This window comes from Streptomyces sp. NPDC020681 (assembly GCF_044334895.1).
Classification (GTDB): domain Bacteria; phylum Actinomycetota; class Actinomycetes; order Streptomycetales; family Streptomycetaceae; genus Streptomyces.
This window is the reverse complement of sequence record NZ_JBIRTX010000029.1, coordinates 1-20,675: the sequence shown is the minus strand read 5'-3', so window position 1 is coordinate 20,675 and position 20,675 is coordinate 1. Positions and strand designations below refer to the sequence as shown.

20 protein-coding genes and 1 pseudogene are annotated in these 20,675 nt (G+C 68.5%); 11 read left to right on the top strand and 10 right to left on the bottom strand.

Features of this window, described 5'->3' with window-relative positions:
* From ACH4YL_RS37370 to ACH4YL_RS37345, 6 genes are all read left to right on the top strand, one after another.
* The gene (locus tag ACH4YL_RS37370) at positions 1-1,587 is read left to right on the top strand and encodes an SDR family oxidoreductase (protein WP_398511983.1); all 1,587 of its coding nucleotides are present in this window, start codon (positions 1-3) and stop codon (positions 1,585-1,587) included.
* A 194-nt stretch (positions 1,588-1,781) separates the two neighbouring features.
* Positions 1,782-1,997: a hypothetical protein gene (locus ACH4YL_RS37365; protein WP_398512014.1), complete on the top strand. Its 216-nt coding sequence runs from the start codon at positions 1,782-1,784 to the stop codon at positions 1,995-1,997.
* Between the two features lie 114 nt (positions 1,998-2,111).
* A complete protein-coding gene (gdhA, locus tag ACH4YL_RS37360) occupies positions 2,112-3,491 on the top strand; it encodes an NADP-specific glutamate dehydrogenase (RefSeq protein WP_398511982.1) in 1,380 nt (459 codons plus the stop codon).
* 240 nt (positions 3,492-3,731) lie between these two features.
* Positions 3,732-4,244 carry a hypothetical protein gene (locus tag ACH4YL_RS37355; protein WP_398511981.1) on the top strand — a complete coding sequence of 171 codons (513 nt, stop codon included), beginning with the start codon at positions 3,732-3,734 and terminating at the stop codon, positions 4,242-4,244.
* A 656-nt stretch (positions 4,245-4,900) separates the two neighbouring features.
* Entirely contained in the window at positions 4,901-6,034 is a 1,134-nt protein-coding gene (locus ACH4YL_RS37350; protein WP_398511980.1) for a hypothetical protein, read from the top strand.
* A 276-nt stretch (positions 6,035-6,310) separates the two neighbouring features.
* Positions 6,311-7,093 carry a methyltransferase domain-containing protein gene (locus ACH4YL_RS37345; protein ID WP_398512013.1) on the top strand — a complete coding sequence of 261 codons (783 nt, stop codon included), beginning with the start codon at positions 6,311-6,313 and terminating at the stop codon, positions 7,091-7,093.
* Between the two features lie 72 nt (positions 7,094-7,165).
* Here the strand turns inward: ACH4YL_RS37345 and ACH4YL_RS37340 are convergent.
* Positions 7,166-7,418, bottom strand: a pseudogene (locus ACH4YL_RS37340) (LD-carboxypeptidase); the annotation flags it as partial.
* 214 nt (positions 7,419-7,632) lie between these two features.
* On the opposite strand from ACH4YL_RS37340, the gene ACH4YL_RS37335 reads away from it, so the two are divergent.
* A complete protein-coding gene (locus ACH4YL_RS37335; RefSeq protein ID WP_398511979.1) occupies positions 7,633-9,138 on the top strand; it encodes a serine/threonine protein kinase in 1,506 nt (501 codons plus the stop codon).
* A gap of 371 nt (positions 9,139-9,509) precedes the next feature.
* Here the strand turns inward: ACH4YL_RS37335 and ACH4YL_RS37330 are convergent, their stop codons facing one another.
* Entirely contained in the window at positions 9,510-10,415 is a 906-nt protein-coding gene (locus ACH4YL_RS37330; RefSeq protein WP_398511978.1) for a LysR family transcriptional regulator, read from the bottom strand.
* Positions 10,416-10,552: 137 nt separating this feature from the next.
* Between ACH4YL_RS37330 and ACH4YL_RS37325 the strand changes: the two genes are divergently transcribed.
* The 3 genes from ACH4YL_RS37325 (at position 10,553) to ACH4YL_RS37315 (ending at position 12,509) form a co-directional block, all read left to right on the top strand.
* The gene (locus ACH4YL_RS37325) at positions 10,553-11,371 is read left to right on the top strand and encodes a 3'(2'),5'-bisphosphate nucleotidase CysQ (RefSeq protein ID WP_398511977.1); all 819 of its coding nucleotides are present in this window, start codon (positions 10,553-10,555) and stop codon (positions 11,369-11,371) included.
* 41 nt (positions 11,372-11,412) lie between these two features.
* A complete protein-coding gene (locus tag ACH4YL_RS37320; RefSeq protein ID WP_398511976.1) occupies positions 11,413-12,009 on the top strand; it encodes an NADPH-dependent F420 reductase in 597 nt (198 codons plus the stop codon).
* A 266-nt stretch (positions 12,010-12,275) separates the two neighbouring features.
* The gene (locus ACH4YL_RS37315) at positions 12,276-12,509 is read left to right on the top strand and encodes a hypothetical protein (RefSeq protein WP_398511975.1); all 234 of its coding nucleotides are present in this window, start codon (positions 12,276-12,278) and stop codon (positions 12,507-12,509) included.
* Between the two features lie 601 nt (positions 12,510-13,110).
* Here ACH4YL_RS37315 and ACH4YL_RS37310 read toward each other — a convergent pair.
* On the bottom strand, positions 13,111-14,220 hold the full coding sequence (locus tag ACH4YL_RS37310; protein WP_398511974.1) for a hypothetical protein: 1,110 nt from the start codon (positions 14,218-14,220) through the stop codon (positions 13,111-13,113).
* A 289-nt stretch (positions 14,221-14,509) separates the two neighbouring features.
* Here ACH4YL_RS37310 and ACH4YL_RS37305 point away from each other — a divergent pair, with 289 nt between their 5' ends.
* A complete protein-coding gene (locus ACH4YL_RS37305) occupies positions 14,510-15,079 on the top strand; it encodes a suppressor of fused domain protein (RefSeq protein WP_398511973.1) in 570 nt (189 codons plus the stop codon).
* Positions 15,080-15,114: 35 nt separating this feature from the next.
* On the opposite strand, the gene ACH4YL_RS37300 is transcribed toward ACH4YL_RS37305, so the two are convergent.
* The 7 genes from ACH4YL_RS37300 to ACH4YL_RS37270 all read right to left on the bottom strand — a co-directional run bounded on the left by ACH4YL_RS37300 (position 15,115) and on the right by ACH4YL_RS37270 (position 20,477).
* Complete coding sequence (locus ACH4YL_RS37300; RefSeq protein WP_398511972.1) at positions 15,115-15,759, bottom strand: transposase; 645 nt, start codon at positions 15,757-15,759, stop codon at positions 15,115-15,117.
* A complete protein-coding gene (locus ACH4YL_RS37295; protein ID WP_398511971.1) occupies positions 15,740-16,087 on the bottom strand; it encodes a hypothetical protein in 348 nt (115 codons plus the stop codon). The genes ACH4YL_RS37300 and ACH4YL_RS37295 overlap by 20 nt, the downstream gene beginning before the upstream one ends.
* A gap of 27 nt (positions 16,088-16,114) precedes the next feature.
* Positions 16,115-16,717, bottom strand: a complete 603-nt coding sequence (locus ACH4YL_RS37290) for a transposase family protein (protein ID WP_398511970.1) — start codon at positions 16,715-16,717, stop codon at positions 16,115-16,117.
* Positions 16,718-17,124: 407 nt separating this feature from the next.
* Complete coding sequence (locus tag ACH4YL_RS37285) at positions 17,125-17,649, bottom strand: hypothetical protein (RefSeq protein ID WP_398511969.1); 525 nt, start codon at positions 17,647-17,649, stop codon at positions 17,125-17,127.
* Positions 17,646-19,193 (bottom strand): caspase domain-containing protein, encoded by a 1,548-nt coding sequence (locus ACH4YL_RS37280; RefSeq protein WP_398511968.1) that lies wholly within the window; start codon positions 19,191-19,193, stop codon positions 17,646-17,648. Before ACH4YL_RS37280 ends, ACH4YL_RS37285 begins: the two co-directional genes overlap by 4 nt.
* 417 nt (positions 19,194-19,610) lie before the next feature.
* Positions 19,611-19,904 carry a GNAT family N-acetyltransferase gene (locus ACH4YL_RS37275; protein WP_398511967.1) on the bottom strand — a complete coding sequence of 98 codons (294 nt, stop codon included), beginning with the start codon at positions 19,902-19,904 and terminating at the stop codon, positions 19,611-19,613.
* Between the two features lie 186 nt (positions 19,905-20,090).
* Entirely contained in the window at positions 20,091-20,477 is a 387-nt protein-coding gene (locus ACH4YL_RS37270) for a DUF4440 domain-containing protein (protein ID WP_398511966.1), read from the bottom strand.
* Positions 20,478-20,675: the final 198 nt, after the last annotated feature.

Sequence of the window (20,675 nt, the reverse complement as noted above, 5' to 3'; positions counted from 1 at the left end):
ATGGTGACGCACACACGGACCGCATCTACGGGCGAGCGGTGTCTGGTCACCGGGCCCGGTGGCTACATCGGCGGCCGGCTCGTGCCCGAACTGCTCGACGCCGGGTACACCGTCCGCTGCCTGGCCCGCACCCCCGCCAATCTCCGCGAACATCTCTGGGCGGATCGCGTCGACGTGGTCTGCGGCGACGTCACTGACGCCGACAGCCTGCGCCCCGCCCTGCGTGACGTTCGGGTGGCCTACTACCTGGTGCACTCCATGAGCTCCGGGCGGGACTTCGAGGAGACGGACCGCCGCGCCGCCCGCGTCTTCGCTGCGGAAGCCCGCGCCGCCGGGATCCGCCGGATCGTGTACCTCGGAGGGCTCACCCCCGCGGGCATCCCGGACGAGGAGCTCTCCCCGCACCTGCGCTCCCGGGCCGAGGTCGGCAGGATCCTGCTCGCTTCCGGGGTGCCGACGACCGTGCTGCGCGCGGCCGTTGTGATCGGCTCCGGTTCGGCCTCCTTCGAGATGCTCCGCTACCTCACCGAACGCCTCCCGGTCATGGTGACTCCCAGCTGGGTCGGCACCCGCGTCCAGCCCATCGCGGTCCGCGACGTCCTGCGCTACCTCGTGGGCAGCGCCGCTATGCCCGCGGACGTCAGCCGGACCTTCGACATCGGCGGCCCCGACATCCTCACCTACCGGCAGATGATGGAGTGCTACGCCACCGTCGCCCGGCTGCCCCGCAGGCTGATCCTGCCCGTCCCCATGCTCACCCCACGCCTGTCCAGCCTATGGATCGGACTGGTCACGCCGGTACCTGCCGCCCTGGCCCGGCCTCTCGCGGAGTCCCTGCGGTGCGAGGTCGTGTGCGCCGAGCACGACATCGCCGAGCACGTGCCCGACGCGTCGGGGTCACCTGTCCCCTTCGATCGGGCCCTCGCCCTCGCCCTGCAGCGCGTGCGCGACGCCCAGGTCGTCACCCGCTGGTCCTCCGCCGCGTTGCCGGGCGCGCCGAGCGACCCGCTGCCCACCGATCCCGGCTGGGCCGGGGGCAGCCTGTACGCCGACGAGCGGGAACGGGAAGTCGCGGCCGGCCCCGAGGCCCTGTGGCGGGTCATCGAGGGGATCGGCGGTGAGAACGGCTGGTACTCGTTCCCGCTCGCCTGGGCCGTGCGCGGCTGGCTCGACCGCCTCGTAGGCGGGGTCGGGCTGCGCCGCGGCAGGCGTGACGCAGCCCGGCTGCGGGTCGGCGACGCCTTGGACTTCTGGCGTGTGGAGGAGATCGAGCGGGGGAGCCTGCTCAGACTCCGGGCGGAGATGCGGCTGCCCGGCCTCGCATGGCTGGAGATGCGCGCGGAGAAGGACGGCGTTGGCCGGTCGCGGTACCGGCAACGCGCCCTCTTCAACCCCCGGGGTCTTGCCGGACAGCTCTACTGGTGGAGCGTCGCCCCCCTCCACGCCGTCGTGTTCGGCGGGATGGCCCGCAGGATCGCGCGGGCCGCGGAGCAGTCAGCCGGTGCGGGCGACGGCGACGCGCGCGGCCGTGCGGCGGCGGCCGACGGCACCGCCACGGGAGACGGCGTGGGGCGGCCGCATACGTGAGGGTTCTGCCCGGGGATGACGGTGTCCCTGGTGGCTCTGCCCGGGGAGAGTTCGCATCGCGACTGCTCCGCCGGAGAAGCGGCCGCATCCGTGGACAGCCCGCCCGGAGAAACCGGACCGCAGTGCACGCGCAGCAGCGCACCACCGGTCGCTCGCGCTGCTGACCCGTTGCCCGAATTGCCAGGAGCGGCGCCATGAACGTCTCAGTCGTCCTGTTCACCTCCCACCTCCGCTTCCACGACCACCCGCCCCTGCGGGCCGCGCTCGAGGTGGTGCCCCTGTTCGTCAGTGACCCGGCCGTGGACCGCCCCGAACGCCTCGCCCAAGCCAGCGAGGCTGACGGGGGGAGGTGCCGCCAGCACATAGGGGAGCCGTGCAGTGCGGAGCTGAACCCCTCCCGTCAATGGTGAGTTGTGCCGCCGCCATAGTGACGTCGCGGAGCGCTGCGAGTGCATAAGCTGTCGCCCTTGTGTCTCCGGGCATGTCCCGTCAGGAGACGCCTCAGATCGCAGGAGAGTGATTCGATGACGACGCTGATCCCTTGGAAGCAGGATGGCGCGCCCGCGGACGGCTTGCTGGAGGCACTCCGGGAGGAGATCCTCCGCCGCAACCCCGGCGAACCGGAGTTCCATCAGGCCGTGGATGAGGTACTGGACTCGTTGGCGCCTGTGCTCATGAAGCGCCCGGAATTCCGAGAGGCGGGCCTGCTCGAGCGCCTCTGCGAACCAGAGCGGCAGATCATGTTCCGGGTGCCGTGGACGACGGACCAGGGCCGGGTGCGGGTCAACCGGGGATTCCGTGTCGAGTTCAGCAGCACCCTTGGGCCGTACAAGGGCGGACTGCGCTTTCATCCGTCCGTCAACCTCGGCGTCATCAAGTTCCTCGGCTTCGAGCAGATCTTCAAGAACGCGCTCACGGGTCTGAACATCGGTGGCGGAAAAGGCGGTAGCGACTTCGATCCCAAGGGACGTTCGGACGCCGAGATCATGCGCTTCTGCCAGTCGTTCATGACGGAGCTCTACCGGCACCTTGGCGAGCACACGGACGTTCCGGCCGGGGACATCGGCGTAGGCGGCCGGGAGATCGGTTACCTCTTCGGCCAGTACAAGCGGATCACCAACCGCTGGGAGGCGGGGGTCCTCACCGGCAAGGGCCTGAGCTGGGGCGGCTCGCAGGCGCGCAGGGAAGCGACTGGGTACGGAACCGTCCTGTTCACCGCCGAGATGCTCGCGGTGCGCGGTGAGTCCCTCGACGGCCAGCAGGTTGCGGTCTCCGGCTCCGGGAACGTGGCCCTCTACGCGATCGAGAAGGCGCAGGCGCTGGGCGCGAATGTCCTTACCGTCTCGGACTCGGGCGGATACGTGGTGGACGACAAGGGCATCGACCTCGCTCTGCTCAAGCAAGTCAAGGAGATCGAGCGCGGACGCGTCCGCGACTACGCGGAACGCCGGGGTTCGTCGGCCACGTTCGTCCCCGGCGGCCGGGTGTGGGACGTCCCCTGCGACGTGGCGCTCCCATGCGCCACGCAGAACGAACTCGACGGCACCGCCGCAAAGCAACTGGTACGGGGCGGCGTCAAGGCCGTAGCCGAGGGCGCGAACATGCCCACCACGCCGGAGGGCCTGCGCGTCTTCCAGGAGGCGGGTGTCGCCTTCGCCCCGGGCAAGGCCGCCAACGCGGGCGGCGTGGCCACCAGCGCGCTGGAGATGCAGCAGAACGCCGGCCGCCAGTCCTGGACGTTCGAGGTGGCCGAGCAGCGTCTCACCGAGATCATGCGTGACATCCACCGCGCATGCCACGAGACGGCCGAGCGGTACGGCGCCCCGGGCGACTATGTGCTCGGAGCGAACGCCGCAGGATTCGAGCGGGTGGCTGGCGCGATGCTCGCGCAGGGCCTGGTCTGAACGGCTGCCCGGGCCGGGCCGCCCGTCGCGGCCCGCCCCCGGCAGCGCTGAGGCTGCCTGTGCCTGAGTACGGGAGAGGCAGCCGGATGACTGTCAATGACCAAGTCTCTGGCGGCCTCAGCGTAGACGCCCGGGCCGTGCGCACCAGCGCCCTCGCAGCATCGGAGCCGTCACTCGCCGTCGCCGTCGAGGTCACAGCCTGGGCCGGCCTTCTTAGCGTCCACCCGACGGCGCGCGCAGGTGAGAGAGCATCCGCGCTGCGAAGTGCCGGCCTGGCTCGCGGCGAAGAACCGCAACTGGCCGGTCGCGGGAGTTCTCGCCGCCTTGGCCACCACCACCCGGATCAGCGGCCTGTTCCTGGCCGCCGCGATCACGGCCGAATGCGTCCTGGCCCGAGACGACCGCCGAGGGCGCCGCCGTTGGCGCTCCCTGCCCTGGTGTGCTGTGCCCGCCGTACCCGCCACGGCCTACACCGTCTACCTGCACGCGAACACCGGCGACTGGACAGCCTGGAAGCACGCGCAGGAACGCGGCTGGCACCGCGACTTCCACACCCCCGCCGAAGCGTTCCGGAACACCTGGCGGAACGCCTTCGACCACCTCCAGACCACCGGCTACGCCTGGGAGTTCCAGCTCGAACTGGCCGCGACGGCGTTCGGTGTTCTGCTGCTCTTCTTCCTTTTGCTCCGCCGCCGCTGGCCGGAAGCCGTGTACATCGGGCTCAACCTCCCGAGCCCCAGGGAGAGAACGTGAGTTCCATGCAGACCGCAATGCCATGTCTTGCACCAGTTGGCAGTGCCTCGCATCAGCGACGGAGGATCGCTGTGATCGGCGGTGGCGCTTCGGGGACCACGTTCTTGGTCGCTCTGGTGAAGCAGATCTCGGCTGAGCCTGTCGTGAATGCCCCTGACGTCGTGGTGTTTGAACCGGATGGGCCGTGCGGGCACCAGCCACATGCCGTGGAGTCGACGTTCACTTCCCACCTGATCAGCCCGGCCGCATCCGCCCGGCACTGAGCCACTCGCAGCCGCCACAACGCCGCGGCCACAGCACACGAAGGCGCGGCCCCGAGACCGTAGGCCCGGTTGCAGTACGGTGGCACACATGTCCTGGCCATGCATGCCCACGCAGGGCTTATCTGGCGCACCGGAAGGCAAGTTGCCTCGGCGAGCCGCTGCCCACAGGACGAGGTGACTACGGACTTGGCCATCGGAGCAGGATCGGATCCGGAGACTCATCCCGGGCCGGACACCGCGGCAGGCGGGCGCACTGCCCCATCCTCATCTTTGCCGGCGCGCCGGTGGCTGCGCCGCTTGGTCGCGGTCGTCGTCACAGTCTGCGCCTTGGTAAGCGCGGTGCGGCTGGCCGGACCTGCTGCCACGGAACCGACGGGGGAGCCACCCGGGGTTGTGCGACAGCTGTCCTTCCTCCGGGCGCAGTTGAACGGCAAGGCCGGTGACGAGGCACAACAGCAGTTCCCGGAGGGGTACTTCTTCATTCACGCGCTGTACGGCCTGAGCTGGGTCGAAATCGGGCTTCGCGATCCGGCCGGCAAGCGGGCGGCCGCCCTGCGGGAAGCCCGTTGGGCGCTGCGTCAGTTGGACTCGCCGGCCGGCCGCGCTCCGTTCAGCGCCAACCTCGTCCCACGCCATGGTGTCTTCTACCGTGGCTGGAGCAACTGGCTGCGCGGTGGGATACTGAGCCTCCAGACGGCTGGGCAACGCCAGCCCAACGAACTGCGTCGGTTCGCCGACGATTCCGCCGGCCTCGGTGCCGCTTTCGAGGGATCGGCATCGCCTTTCCTGCACGCCTACCCCGGGCAGGCGTGGCCGGTGGACTCCACCGTCGCGATGGCGTCCCTGCGGCTGCACGACACTCTGCTGCCGCCCCGGTTCAGTGAGACAGTCCAGCGCTGGGTGCATGGAGTACGGCAGCGTCTCGACCCGCGCACCGGACTGCTCCCGCACCGTGTCGACGCCTCCACCGGTGAACCGGTGGAGGTGGCCAGAGGCAGCTCGCAGAGCCTGATCCAGCGGTTCCTTCCCGACGTGGATCCCGTCTTCGCCGACGACCAGTACCGGCGCTTCCGCGACCAGTACGTGACCTGGCCGCTCGGCCTCGGACCGGCCGTGCGGGAGTACCCCGACGGCATGGACGGCCCAGCCGACGTCGACTCCGGCCCCCTCCCGCTCGGCGTAAGCCTGTCGGCGAGCGTGGTCACCATCGGCGCGGCCCAGATCCACCACGACGCCCCGCTCGCAGCGGCGCTGGCCCAATCCTCCGAGTTCGTCGGCCTGCCGGTCGACACCCCGTGGACCAAACGCTATGCCTTCGGCCTGCTTCCCATCGGCGATGCGTTCTTGGCATGGTCCAAGGCGGCACGTCCCTCGGTGGCGCGCGCTGCTTCGCCCCCGCCGTCAACCGTCTCGCCATGGTGGCCGACGCCGCTGCTGTCGATTCTGGTCGTCGTCGGCGCGGCGCCGTGGCTGCCCGCGCTGCTGCGGCGCCGCCAACACCGCCGCACCGGAATCCGGGGCCTCTAGGTCAATGCCGTGACTCTGTTGGTGATGTTGGCGGGGGTCATGCGGCGGCTGAGCACCGGGTGCGGAAGCGGGTGGCGCGGCGTCGCGTTCTCGGTTCGGCATCGAGCCAGTCCGCACACGGGCCATGTTGCAGGCCAGCGCGGTGAGTACGTGCTGGACGTGGGTTTTCGCCAGGCCGCGGTAGCGGGAGCGGCGCAGACCGGCGTGTGGCCGTACTGCCGCGGCGCGTCCGTAATCCTGGTGCGGGCGTTTTTCGCCGTCTGCCATTCTCGCCTCATGTCCAGGTTCGAAGATCTTGTCGCCGAAGGTGAAGCCGTCCCGACGGAGGGCTGGGACTTCTCCTGGTTCGCCGGTCGCGCGACCGAACAGCGTCCGTCCTGGGGTTATGCGAAACTCCTCGCGGATCGGATGGCGAAGGCCGAGGCAGCGCTTGACATCCAAACCGGCGGGGGCGAGGTGCTGGCCTCGGTCCCAGTTGCGCCGCCGGTCCTGACGGCAACGGAGTCATGGCGGCCGAACTTGGAGATCGCCCGGCGTAACCTGGCCAAGTTCAACGGCACCGTTGTTGAGACCGGTGATACGGCTGACCTGCCGTTTCTATCGGATCACTTCGACCTGGTGGTCAGCCGTCATCCGGTGGTAACCCGCTGGGACGAGGTCCGCCGGGTCCTGTGCCCCAACGGCACATACCTTTCCCAGCAGGTGGGCTCGGGCAGCGTGCGTGAACTGACCGACTTCATGATGGGGCCGCAGCGGGCTGCGGCCGACTGGTCTCTCCCTCCGCTGGCGACCACAGCAGGCGCGAGCCCGATGGAGGCCGCGGCTGTCGCGGAAGCGGCGGGTCTGGATGTTGTGGCCGTGCGCCAGGAAGCGCTCCGGATGGAGTTCCACGACGTTGCGGCGGTGGTCCACTTCCTCCGCAAGGTCATCTGGATCGTCCCGGACTTCACGGTGAAGAAGTACCGCGACCGTCTGGCAGAGCTCCACGACTTCATCGAGCGTCACGGCCCCTTCGTGGCTTACGCGCAGCGCTTCCTCATCGAGGCCCGGAGGAGTTAACACGGATGCTCGGTCGGGAGCATGCGCCAGGCGCTACCACCCTCATGGGGATCCGAGACCGCGAGGGTGGGGACTACGTGACGCGACTATCTGGTCGCTGTTGTGCCAGGACCATCCGTCAGCGGGTTCCATCTCCGGTTCGGACTCGAAGGTCCGCGGGTCTTCCCAGGACCGGCTGATGTCCCCGTAGGTGCTTGCCGCGCTGAGCTCGTACTCGCCGGAGGTGAACAACGCTGCCATGAGGGACTCCGCGGTCAGCGGGGTGCATCGCGCCGGGGCGCCCGAGCTCGACCAGCACGGTGGCGCCGTGGTACCCGACGATGCCCAAGGCGCCGGCAGGCGGGCACATCCAGGTACAACCAGCCGGTCCGCGGCCTGCTCGAGGTCGAACTTCTCCGGGAGGCTGTGCCGGCACAACAGCTTCGCCTTTGGGCTGGGGCGGACGAAGATCCGGCCGCCCAAATCGCGTACGCGTTGAACACCCGCGGTCAGTCCCGCCGTACAACTGAGAAAGGCGAAAGACCGGCGCGCAGCAAGGGATGACCGTGACCGAAGGGCAAGCCACCACACAGGAGTTGATCGCCGGACGCTACTGGCCGCAGGAGGTCGTACACCGTGAGGAAGGCCGCACCGGCTGGCACGGTCAGGACGTCCGGTTCGGACGGCCGGTTTCCTTGATGGAGGCGCGGCCAGTTCAGGCCACCGGTGCACGCGGCACCGCCGCTCGGATTCTGCGCGAGTCCGAAGCCATGGAACTGACCTGCCCCGGCCGGGCGGCCACTGTCTTCGACGTCCTGGAGGAGAACGGCGCCGTGTGGACGGTCATGGATCGGATTGAGGGCGCTCCCCTCAGCGACCTCCTGTTGCGAGGCCCGGTCAACTACGTCCGCGCTGCTCGCATAGGCCTGGAGATCCTCGACGTTCTCGCGGCGGCCCATCGTGAAGGCATCACGCACGGCGATCTCAGCCCCGGGCAGATATTTGTGCGCAAGGACGGCGGAACGCTGGTTGCCGGCTTCGGACTGCTGGGGAACGCGTCGGCCCCACGCGTTACCGCGCCGTCGTACGCCTCTCCCGAGCAAGCCCGCGGCGAGGGCACGGAACCCGCGTCAGATCTGTGGGCGCTTGGGGCAATCTTGTACATGATGGTAGAGGGGCGTCCGCCTGTCCGGGACCGTGGACCGGTCGAGGCGACGCTGCGAGCTGTTGACCTGCAGCCCATCCGGTCCCCGCGGAGCGCGGGGTTGCTCGGCCCTGCAATCCAGGGGCTGCTCCGCAGGGACCCGCAGGAGCGCCTGCCCGCGGCGGTGGTCCGCGCGGCGTTCACCCGCATCCTGCGCGAGGATCCCGAGGAACCAAAGCAGGCGGCGCCGCTCCCCTGCCTGCGCGCGTACGCTGCCGTCCGGCGGACCGGGCGGGTGTGGAGCAGACGAACCGTCGGTCGGCCCGCGCTCCTCGAGGTCCTGGCGCTGGGCGCGGTCGTGGCCTCGCTCACCGCCCTCGCCCTGACCGGAGGATCAGACGACGGCCCCTCCGCGTCGGGCCCCACGCCGTCCCGCCCGGCCGCCAGCGGAACCGCCGACCCCAACTCTTTCTACCGCTACGAGGCTCCGGAGGGGTTCTCCATCGACCTGCCCACCGGGTGGAAGCCGCTCGACCGCAGCGGTTCAGATGTGTCCTACCGCGTCACGTTCGGCGCGTCCGGCGACCCTCGCACGCTGGCGATCACCTACAGCCAGCAGCTCGGACCGGACCCCGTCGCAGTCTGGCGGGAACTGGAGCCGTCCCTGAAGCGGGTGTTCGTCGACTACGAGCGGCTGGGCGACGTCCGCGCCGCCGACTACCGTGGCCTCGACGCGGCGGACATGGAGTGGTTCTCCGAGGACACCGGTGTCCGCGAGCGCACGCTCGGCCGCGGTTTCCTCATCGGCTCCGGCCGTGGCTTCTCCTTGCGCTGGACCACCCCGGCCGACAACTGGAACGACGCCGCTAACCGGCGCGCGCTGGGTGTCTTCCTGCGCTCCTTCCGGAGCTCCGCCAACTGACCGTGCATTGATGGCCCCGTCACAAAGCAAAGGAGCCCTGGCTCCGACCCTGGTTCCTGGGCCTCCGGTCGGAAGGGCTCCTCGCACGACGCCCCCTGAAGACAAGGACATCTGACAAGCCGTTGTCTTCAGGTCGTGCGGTCGGTCCTTAACCGCGACCACCGTGGGAACCAGGAATTCGGGCAGGGACTCGGCCCAAGCGCGGTGGCGGGACGCTGACGCCCTCCCACAGATCCGCGATCGTGAGCCGCAGGCGTCGGTCTGGCCGTCCCCACGGCCAGCACCCGCACGGACAAGCCGCTGCTGACGTTCAAGCAGCTCGCCGTGGTGGTCGCGTGGGCGTATGGGTGAAGCGGCCGGACGGTCGCCGACTACGACGATCCGCACATGGCCAGCGCGGTTCGCGCCAGCCCGCGCAGCCAAGCGTGGGCGTGGTCGGTGTCGTAGCGCTGATGCCACGACAGGTATATCGGTGCCGACGGCAGTTCGAGCGGGAGGGGGAGCACGACCAGGCCGAGGTCGGCGACCGCGGACCGCGTGGTGGCTTCGGGGACGCTGATCAGGAGATCGGAGCCGCGCGCGAACTCCAGCGCGGCCGCTTCCGTGGGCGCGGTCGCCACCACGCGGCGGGTGAGGCCGAGCCGCGCGAGGGCGTCGTCGAGGGCATTGCTGAGGTTTCCACGTCGCGAGACGGTCACGTGCTCAGCGGCGGCGTACTGCTTTGCGGTGACGGTCCTGACGCGGGTGAGGGGGTGCCCGTGCCTCACGACGATGACGAGGCGGGTCTCGCCCACGTTCTCGGCACGGATGTCCGGTGCGCTCGGGCGGTTGGCGTTCGCCTCCAGGTCGACCTCGCCGCGCCGCAACTCGGGGGTGTCGATGCTCGATTCCGCGACGAAGCGCAATCGCACGCCCGGCGCCTGTCCGCGCACCGCCGCGAGCAGTGCGGGGCCGCTCAAAGCGACCAGGGAATCGTGCCAGCGGAGTGTGAAAGTGCGCTCCAACGTTGCCAGATCGAGTTCACGGCTCGGTGCCAGCACCCCCTGGACCTGGTGCAGCAGCTCGTGCACCTGCTCCCGGACGGCGATCGCATACGGCGTCGGGGTCATCGTGCGGCCGGTGCGCACCAGGATCTGATCCCCGGTCGTGCGCCGGATTCGGCCCAGACTCCGGCTCATCGCGGGGGCGGTGACGTGCAGGCGCGCGGCAGCCCCGGCCACACTTCCCTCCTCCAGCAGCGCGTCGAGCGCGGTGAGCAGGTTCAAATCCAATTGCATGTGAGTAATCCTAGCCGTGCTTGACATGCATTTGAAGTTAATGAAGGGGCTGTATAGCTTCGAGACGAGAGCGCAAGACGGAACGCGCAGCTTCGCCCGACCGGCCTCATCACCCCTCCTCACACGGGAGTACCACCATGTCCGAAACGCCTCAGACCACTGACGTCGCCGCCTCCGACGCCGACCTGCTCGGCCAGACCGCGATCGCCGTGCGCGCGGCCGGTTCGGCGCTGCGCGAGCGCTTCGGCGAGGTGGTCCGCTACCAGACCCGCGAAGAGCTGATGCGCGCGCTCGCCGCCAACGACGACACGGCCCTCGACATCCTGCGCCCCCGCCTCACGCGCCTGGGCCCGGACGCCGGCTGGGTGGAGGACGAACTGGACGGCGGGGCGCTGCCGCCCGGCGAATGGTGGGTCGTGGATCCGGCCGAAGGCAACGTCAACCACCTGCACGCCCTGCCGGAGTGGGCGGTGACCGCCACCCTCGTGCGTGAGAACCAGCCGGTGCTCACCGCGGTCCACCTGCCGTTGACCGGCGAGACCTACACCGCGCTCACCGGCGCGGGCGCCTACCTCGACGGCCGGCCGCTGCACGTCTCCCAGACCGCGGACCTCGGCCTGAGCATCGTGGCCACCAGCCAGGCCCGGCCGGACGAGGACGAGAAGGTCGTGCGGCGCGTCGGCTCCTCGATCACCGCGATGCTTTTCGACGCGCTCGTCGTCCGCACCGCCGTGCCCGCGACCCTGCACCTGCTGAACGTGGCTGCCGGCCGGATCGACGCCTTCTGGCAGTTCGCCGGCGCCCGCGCGGACCTGCTGCCCGGGGCGCTGCTCGTCACCGAGGCCGGCGGACAGATCTCCGACGCCGAGGGCCGCCCCTGGACCCCGCAGAGCGAGAGCTTCCTGGCAGCCGCGCCCGGCGTCCACGCCGAGGCCGTCGCCACGCTCTCACGCTGACCGCGCACCACAACCTGCACGCACGGAAGGACCAGATCATCATGACCACGATCGCAGTTCTCGGAAACGGCCGCGTCGGCGGCAACCTGGCCACAGCCCTCATCGAGGCAGGGCATGAGGTGACCGTGGCGGACCGCGCGCCGGGCGCCGCCGCCGACGCTGCCCGGACAGCCCAGATCGTCATCAACGCCACCCCGGGCGCCGGCTCGCTGGACCGGCTCGCCGCGCTGCGCGAGGAACTGCGCGACAAGATCCTCGTCGACGTCTCCAACGCCACCGTCGACGGACCGGACGGACTGCCCGCCGACCTGATCTACCCCGGCTCAAGCCTCGCCGAGCAACTCCAGGAAGCGCTCCCCGAAACGCGCGTCGTCAAGACACTCAACACCATGCTCTTCCCGGTGATGACCGCGCCAGCCACGCTCACCCAGGCGCCCGATGCCTTCCTCTCCGGCGATGACCCGCAGGCCAAGCAGACCGTCCGTGACCTGCTCATCATCCTCGGCTGGCGCAAGGAGTGGATCACTGATCTCGGCGGGATCCAGACCGCCCGCGCCACGGAGGCCGCGATACTGTTCGTACCGCACGTGATTCGGTCCAGCGGATTCGCGCCCTTCGCGATCTCGATCGCCCGCTGATCCGCACACAGTGCACCGCCCCCGGCGGGCCGAACATCCAGAACGGATACGACAGCGCAGCCAGGGCCGGCAGCTGCCACGGGCGTGTCAGCGCTCGTGTTGATCTTCCCATTGGCTTGGTGGGTGGCGGGGTCGTAGCAGGCTCCGTCACGCCAGCAGGCCCAGATCATGCGGAGCCAGGCGCGGGCCAGTATGCGGATGGCGTGGGGGTGTCGCTTCTTGCGGGCACGGGCCTCGGTGTAGATCGTCGCGGCCCAGTCGCTGCCGTGTCTGCTGTTGTCGGCGAACGTGGTGACGGCCAGATGTGCGCGGCGGTTGGTCGCGTAACGGAAGGCGACGGTGCGGGACTTGCCGGAGGCTTCGTGACCGGGACGACGCCGGCTTCGGCGATGAACTGCTCGCAGGTCTGGGAGCGTTCGAGGATGGGGCCGAGTTCGCCGATGATCTGGGCGAAGTTGACCTTGCCGATTCGCGGCATCGTCGCGAACAGCGGCGCGTAGGGGTGGGCCTTGACGGCCTCGGTGATGGCCTTGTCCAGCGCGCGGACGGTGGCACGGATGCCCTGGACGAGTTGGACCTGGACGCGGACGAGCTGTTCGACGGTGGCCGGGCTGAGCCGGGACGCGGCCGAGGGCGCCGACCGCAGACGCTCGACGAGGAAGCTTCCGGGCTTTCTTGCCCGAGTAGCCGTGGCGTTTGCACCAGGCTTCCAGACGTCCGGCGGTGAGCTTGGAGGCGGCGGCCGGGGTGGGGTAACGCTCCAGGAAGGCCAGGGCGATGTCGCTGTCGAGTTCGTAGAAGACGGCCTTGCCGCCGGGCCAGTGGGCGTCCAGCAATGCGGCGAGCTGGTTGACGGCGGCGACTTTGGCCTCGATGTGGTCGGCGCGTTGCCGGGTGAGCGGCCTTGGGGGCACCCCAGCGTGGGCGCATCGCGTGGAAGGCGTTGGGTTGTACCGGCACCACTGGGTGACCGGCGGCCAGCTGGTTTGTCCATGTCGTGCGACTCTGACACCGAAGGCTGGCTATGTTCACGAGAATGGACAGCAGATGTTGACCACTTCGGGCGGCAGGAGAGTCTGGCACTGTTCGATTTCCAAGCGACTAGAAGAGGTCGGCCGACATGTCCTGCGTGAGGTTCTTGAGGATCGTGCGCATCCACACGCTGCGAACGGCTGGTAGCCGAACCAAGGTGTGCTGGAACGTTCCCCGGTCGGTCCGGAACGGGTAGTTGGGGCGCGGCGGGAGCGGGTCGTCGCGGAGGACGTCTTGGGGTATGCCGCCCGACGCGGGAACCGGCAAGTACGGCTGGGGAGAGGCCAGCCACAGCCACACCCCCAGCGGCAGGGGCACCGGGTATGCCGATGCAACCGGGCTGGCGGGGGTCCAGGTCTGACCCGTCTGGGGATGGACCGGTACGAGGAGGATGTCGACGCCCGCGTCGGGGGAGGGCCGTCCCGGTCCAGCCAGGACGGCGCGCCGCGTTGGCGGGCCTGCGGGCAGCAGGGCGTCGAGCGCGCGTTGGAACATGTCCGAGGTCAGACCGTTGGGGACCTTCACCGGCTGCCCTTTGGAGGCCGCCAGCAGGTGGGCGAGCGCCTGGCCGGCTGCCGCCTCCCATTGCGGACTCCACGACCAGTAGTGGCTCGGCCCAAACCGTCCTCCTCCCCACGTGGCAATCGGCTCGAACGGGGGCGTGTTCTCGCCCTTCTCTGCCAGCTCCGCCCAGGAGAGCGGCGCTACGTGGACACCGTCAACCAGGACGCGGCGCACGGCGTATGAGCTGAGCCGCACTGCCTGCCAGAGCGAGCAGTCGTCGACCCTGGTCGCCACCGGCAGGTCGCACGCCTCGCAGGCCATGTTGGGCCCGTCGGCCCCGTCGAGGCCACAGCAGGCACCGCCGCGCTTCTCGGGGATCAGCCGGGTTCCGCGGATATCACCGGGCGCGATGACAATCGCCCCGGGCGCGCCGTCGGACAGGGCATAGACCGGCGCGTAGATGCCGCGTGCCTCCGCCTCGCCCGGATCGATCTCGTCCCACATCCGCCACGGCCCTCCCCAGGGGTCCGGGTCCACGGCAAACGTCCCCGACTCCATGAGCACCGGAAGCTGGACCCCATTCCCGTAACTCTGACGGGCGTGGGCCGGAAGGGAGACCTGGGACAACGGGACGGTCAGCTCGGCATCGCACCTCGCACACACGAAAACGAACAAAGGCCCCTCCGCATGGGAAACAGCCGCATCGTCGCAGCCCGGCGGCAGCCAGCCAACGTGTTTTCTCGTCCGTCGTGGGAACGGCACCTGCTACCGGCGTGGAGCGTCAACGCAGCGCGGGCGGCTCCCTCAGTGTTCGAAGCCTCGGTGTGCTGTGGCGCCTCCCGAAGCGGCGAACATCTGCTGTCCATTCTCCGGTTCTGGCTCAACTTCTGTGGACCGGTTGCAGCGGGTTACTGGTGGCGCCCCCAGTGGCGCCCACGTGTGAGTGATCGTGCAGGCTAGTTGCATGGCCAGTCGCGTAGAGAATTATCTTGCCCATCTTGATCGCCTTTCCGGGGGCAGGGAGCCGCGGTTCTTCCCCGTCGAGTCGACCAAACAGGGCCTGCGTGGCGTGACGGAGATCGTGTACGACGACCTTCCGGACGGGCTTCTCACGACGCTCACCTACGGCTTGTCGCTGGCGGAGCACCCGGACTGGCAGCACGGCTCGCCGGAACTCTGCCTCAGCGTGAACTCGACGAACGTCATCTGGGCCCACGCGGTGGGCTTCCTCGCCGAGCAGCTCCGTGGCACCTGCCCCTTCAACTACGGCAGCACCATCAACTTCGGCGAGCGCATCGTTCCAGAGTCGGAGATGACGGCGTTCTGTGTTTTCGCGCCGTTCGTCCTCGACGAAGAGGACTACCTGGGCATCGACGTTGGTGTTCCGGGACACGAAGGGCACGACGTAATCAACATCCAGGGGATGTACCCCATCCACGAGGTAGAGCGGCAGTTCATCAACGAGCGTGGACTTGAAGCCTTCTGGAAGAGCGATTGGGAGCCCACTGACGTGTTGCGCCGCCCCGCAATCTGACCTGGGGAGCACAGCGGCGGCCCTGATGGAAGACATCAGGCGAGCAGGACTCGCTTGCGCAGGAGGTCGATGCCGGCTCGGCCGAACATCTGGCGCTTGAGCATCTTGATCCGGTTGACATGACCTTCAACGACACCCGAGTTCCAGCGGAGGGTGAGGCCGGCGATGACGGCTTCACGGTCGCGGTCGATGCCTGCGGCGAGCGTGTGGAGGCTGGGGAGGTCGTCCTGTCTGACGGCGTAGAGCCAGTCCGGCAGGCGCTCGCCCTGGCGCTCGGTGAGCATGGTCGCGAAGGACCGGACGTGCCTGGTGAGTGCGTCGATTTCGGGGCAGTTGGCCCGGAGGTTCTTCAAGTGGAGGTGTTCGATCTCGGAGAGGGTTTCCGGACGACGGAGAATCCATCCGGCGACTGCCCGGGGCGAAGGCGGCCGAGCTGCCACGGGCCGTGGGCAGGTGCGCTTCTGGCGGAGGTAGGCGCGAACTCGCTGGTAGCTGCCCTTGTAGCCGAGCGGGACAATCTCTTCCCACAGTTTCCAGGCGTTGGTGCAGCCCTCGTTCCAGCGGTCGTCGAGGTAGGTCTTGTACTCGTCGAGGACCGAGGTCCGGGCCTGCCACTGACCGGTGAAGAGGTCTTCCGGCGTGGCGGCGTCCGCGTACCGTTTAACGGTTCGGCTCGTCATGCCGAGCTGCCGCTGGATCGCGCGACGGCTGTGCCCTGCCTCCACCAGAGCATGGACCGTGGCGTGAACGGTTCGGGCGCGGTCGGCGAACCGGTGACCGGTCGGCCAAAGCGAGCCGGACGGCTCCTCCGCGGGGTCGGGCTGGGGTCTCCGGCGTTTCAGGTGTCTCAGGCACCAGGACGCGCAGACATCGACGGTGCTGGGCGATGCTCCGCTCGGCGGCCTCGCTGAGGTTGTGCCAGAGATGCCACCGGTCCGCGACCTGCACGGCCTGCGGTGCACCGGCGGTGGCGCCCTCGGCGAAGAACGGCGCGCGGTCCCGGCACACGACCTCGATTCCAACCCTCTGAGCCAGTCACGCGGCCAGGCTCGACGACTCCCGGTCGGGCAGCAGGTCGACGGGGCGGCGGGTTTCGACGTCCACGAGGACGGTGCCATAGCGGCGGCCCTTGCGGGTGGCGTACTCGTCGACGCCGACCACCCGTGGAGCTGGCACCTTCGGCTCGGGAAGTGCGTCGATCAGCCGTAGGGCCGTGCTGCGGCTGACCGGCACACCGACGACGTCAGCCAGGCGGGCGCCGGCCCGGCCCGCGAGGGCGAGACCGATCGAGGCCAGAGTCGAGCGCAGGCGCTCGGTCCGCTGGCCGTTCCTTCGGGTCAGGCCGGGTACCTGCTCGACGAACGTGCGACGTCCGCACTCGGCGTTCTGGCAGGTGAACCGGCGGACCCGCAGCTGGAGTACGACGCTTCGTCCCGCACTCGGAACATCAGCGGGAAACCGCAGGTAGGAGCCGTGAACCCGGTCGGACCACGCTCCGCACCCCGAACACGAGGCACCCGCGGCGGTGCACCGCACATCAACACGCACTATCGCGACGTTCACGTCCACCGACTGCACGGCGATGTCGACGATCGACGGGAACAGCAACTCCTCCAGCCGGAGCAAGACCTCTTTCACAGCCCTGAACTGTCGGCCCAGCCGCTCCTGCCACTGCTCGTTTTGAGGCAACCACCCGGAGCGCCAAAGGGAGTTCAGCCGTCACTCACAGTGCACGGACCACACAACCTGAGCCAGAACCCATTCTCCTGAACATAGCCACTGGCTCGGTGCCTGCGGCGCAGCGAGCCGATCCCATGCCGGTCGCAGGCTACGACGGTGCACCCGCATTGTGACAAAACACTGTGTCAGGAGGCCCTTTCGGTGTCATCGGCATTTGGTTCGTGCAGCTGCCCGAACCAGATCCGCCAGGGTGGCTGCCGGCTCCAAGTACATGGCGCGGGCCCGGGGGCGCCGCCGTTTGCGCTCTGAGCACTCCGCGGCCGCGCTGCTCGCCTGCCGCATTCGTGGTTCGACGGTTGATGTTGCTACACCGGCGGGGGAGCGGGAGGCTGCGCCTGCCCGGCAGCGTTCGTTGCGCCGCGGGCACTGAGGGAGAGGTCCTTCATGTCTTCGGCGTCGCTACGCCGCAGCACGTAGAGCTTGCCCATGGCTAGCAGGCTGGGGCCGCATAGCAGGATGGCGAGCCACCACACGTCTTTGGAGACGTAGATGCCTGCGCCCAGCATGACGACGCTGATGACCGCGCCGACGCAGAGGCCGGTCATCCGGAGGACGTGCTGACGTTTCGCCTGCGCCTCTCGTGCTTCGCGGTCTGCGGTGGCCTTGGTGTTCGCCGCTTCACGCTCGGCAGCCTCGCGCTGCATCTCCAGTTGCTTGAGCCGGATCTGGTGCTCACGCTTCAACTGCGGTTCAAGCGCTTCGAAGGCGATCTTGAGTTTTTCCGGTCCGCCGAGTGCAGCGCCCCACTTCATGGCGATGTCCATGCCGGCAGAGACGACAGGGTCGCCTGGCGGGAGGGGGAGCGCGCTGCTGCTTTCTTCCAGGCTCACTGCTGCGCGCCTCCGTCGCCGCTTCCTACTGGGGCGTAGTCGAGTTCGGTGGGCTCCGGTGGTGGTCCGAGCCGTACGAAGAGGCGGGCCAGGGTGTGTTCAAGGGTCTCCTCAGCCGTCACGGCCAAGGCAACGGCATCGGCCTCGCTGAGGGGCTCGACCAGCATCTCTTGCAGGGAGGAGTGGCGAAATTCCATCTCCATCGGTTCGACGAGCTCGTGTCGGACGGAGGCCGTGCCCTGGTCAGCGACGCGAACTTCCCATTGCTCACCGTCGTAGTACACGACGTTTCCGTGGTTCAAGGCCTCCTCGGCCGCTGCCGGCGCATCCCCAGCGCCCTCACCCACGGTTCCCCGCGATGTGGAAGTCCCTGACGCTTGCTGAGCGCCCTCAGCTGCGGAAATCCTGTAGGTGACGGAGGCCTCGCTACGGGCTCGCTTCCTCAGAGCCGTAATGAGCGCCCATCGGTTGCGCCAGCTTTCCAACATGGGGGAATTACGGTCGGGCGGCTCGCAGGGCACGCCGAACTCGTCCCAGGACATCAAGGTGCGCACGAGCCACATCAGCTTGTCCAGACCGATGAATCCGCCGTTGAAAGCGGTGCTCTGCGTGGAGGGAGGCAAGGACACCTTCTCGTCAGCGAGCACCTTCTTGGCGCGCGACTCGATCTTCCGCAGAGCAGGGTTGCCCCGGGACATCTTCAGCCGCCGGAGTTCGTCTGCCTGCTGGCGCAGCAGGTCATCGTATGTGCCCGGACCGCCTTCTGCGTCATGGTCGGAGGACGCGTCGATGTCGGCCGCCGGCGGTTCCGCGACCGGCCCGGCCGCCGGGTCGTACGCCGCGTTACGGACCAGGCCCAGCTCGCCTACGAAGTTGACGGTTCGCCACTGCGGTTGCGGATACCCCAAGGAGAACATGGCGTGACGGAGTTGGGCAGCGATGGCCTCGAGAGTCAGGAACTCGGCCGGTCCGCGAATGCCTTGCTTGAGGAGCTTGATCAGCTCACCGGTGAAGGCGGTGAACCGTTCGCCCGAGGGGGCCAGCGACATGGCGCTGGCCGCTACCGACGACAGGATGAATGCTCCGGAGATGTCGCTCAGCGCGGCAGTGTTCGGGGTGTTGCTGCTCATGAGCAGGCTGCTGCCACTGAAGCAGCAATCCAGGATGAGGATCTTGCTCTGTGCCGGACTCTGCTCCAGGAAGCGCCGCACGGTCTCGTAGGGCAGGGCCGATGTGGACAGTCGGTTCTGTGTGGTGCCCGACAGTGCAAGGTGCAGCTGCCCATCGTGGTCTACGAGACCATGGCCGGCGTAGTAGAGGAGCAGCACATCCGTGGCCTGGTCCGTCCTGCGGAGCGCATGGTGGACCTCATCCACCGATTGAGGCTCATCCATGACCGTGGTGCGGAACCTGCCGGATTCCTCGAAGATTCCGGCCAGCCCCGTCAAGTTGTTGCGCACCGAAGGAATGTCGACAAGGTCCGCATAGCTGCTGCAGCCGATAAGAACGGCCTCCGAGCGCAGTGGATCCGGCAGCCGTGCCACTTTCCCCCCATGGTCCGTAGCGATTGCCTCACGGCCTCGGTCACCGCCCACAACACGGTATCGGCACTGAAGTGGCGGTGTGCCGGCGACGGCTGAAAAATTGGAGCAGCAGCAACTGCTGTGCACCGTTGCGAGTTTCGACCCCGACACGAGCACCTGGTAGGCCCGGATCGGCACGCTCGATGCCGCGTCGCTGCACATCGTGCAGCATCTGTACGAGGCCGCGCGGGCCTTCGGGGCGGAGGTGGACCTCGAGCCCGTGACGGTCCATGACTGCTGGAAAGGGCCGTCGTTCACCGGGGCGGAGCTCGCCGCCCTGGTCGCGGCCCGCGCCGACGCCGGGCGTCCACTCGGTCACCTGCCGCGCGCATGGCGGGGGCGTTGCTGTCTCCGAGTGGCTAGAAGTCAGCCCTAATGTCAGCTCTTGTTCCAGCGGTAGAACAGCTGCTCGCCCGGCCCGGCTCCCAGGCCGATCGGCCTGCCGGTCAGGACGAATCCGACGTCGGTGGTCGCTCCTGGTTCCAGCACCGTGAAGCCCTGCCGCGCGTAATACGGTCCGAGGGCTCGTTCGATCTCGAACTCCCCGTACAGCAGCATGAAGTCGAGCTGCCAGTACAACTGGGCACAGCGCTTCAGGAGTGCCGCACCCAGGCCTCGGGCCCGCGCGTCTTCGGCTACTGCAAGTGCTTTGATCTTGACGTACTTCAGCATCGCCAGGAGAGCGTGCTGTTTGTAGCCGCCGCAAGCACTGCACGATTGTCAGCCTTCCGCCGGCCCCCACCCTGCGGCCGCACGGGCGGCACAGGAGCAACCGTCTGAAAGATCTCCCACAAGTCATCGGGCACGAGACGCTCCGCTATTCCCATGCAGATAACAAGGAACGAAGGGGGTCCGCGGTTACCTGCCCTCGGCCGGAACGGGTGTGGCCTGGTGGTAGTACATCTGCCACGTCGCGCCCGCACTCTGCTTGCGCCAGAGCGAACTCCGTCGTGCCCGAAATCCGCCGAACGTGGTCTCGTAGGTGAGGTGCACCAGCCCAGGCGCCAGTATGAGGCCGATCATCTCCGAGGGCTCATAGCGCGGGCCGTCCTTCGTCGCACCGTCCATCTCGGGCAACTCGGCGAGCATCTCTTCATACGTCCACCGCCGGCCCGAGGCACCGACTTCTACGAAGTGTGGGTCAAGGAGTTGCCGGGCCAGCGACTGTGACACGCGCACGCTGGGGTCCATAAGACGCAACTCGCCCGCGATCGCTTCCCTTACCTCGTCGGTCTCTCTGCTCATGCATCATTTTCGTCCAGGTGACCAAGGCCACCGCAACCGAGTTACTGCCGCATGCAGCTCAGCCTCCGGACGCCATCAATCACCACCTATCGAGACGACCCCTTAGCTTGGCGTTTAACCGCGCAGGTCACCCGACCTGCTGATCTGCGGTTCTTTCCGGGACAGCGGAGGCGGCCGTTCTCCACGCTTCGAGATGTC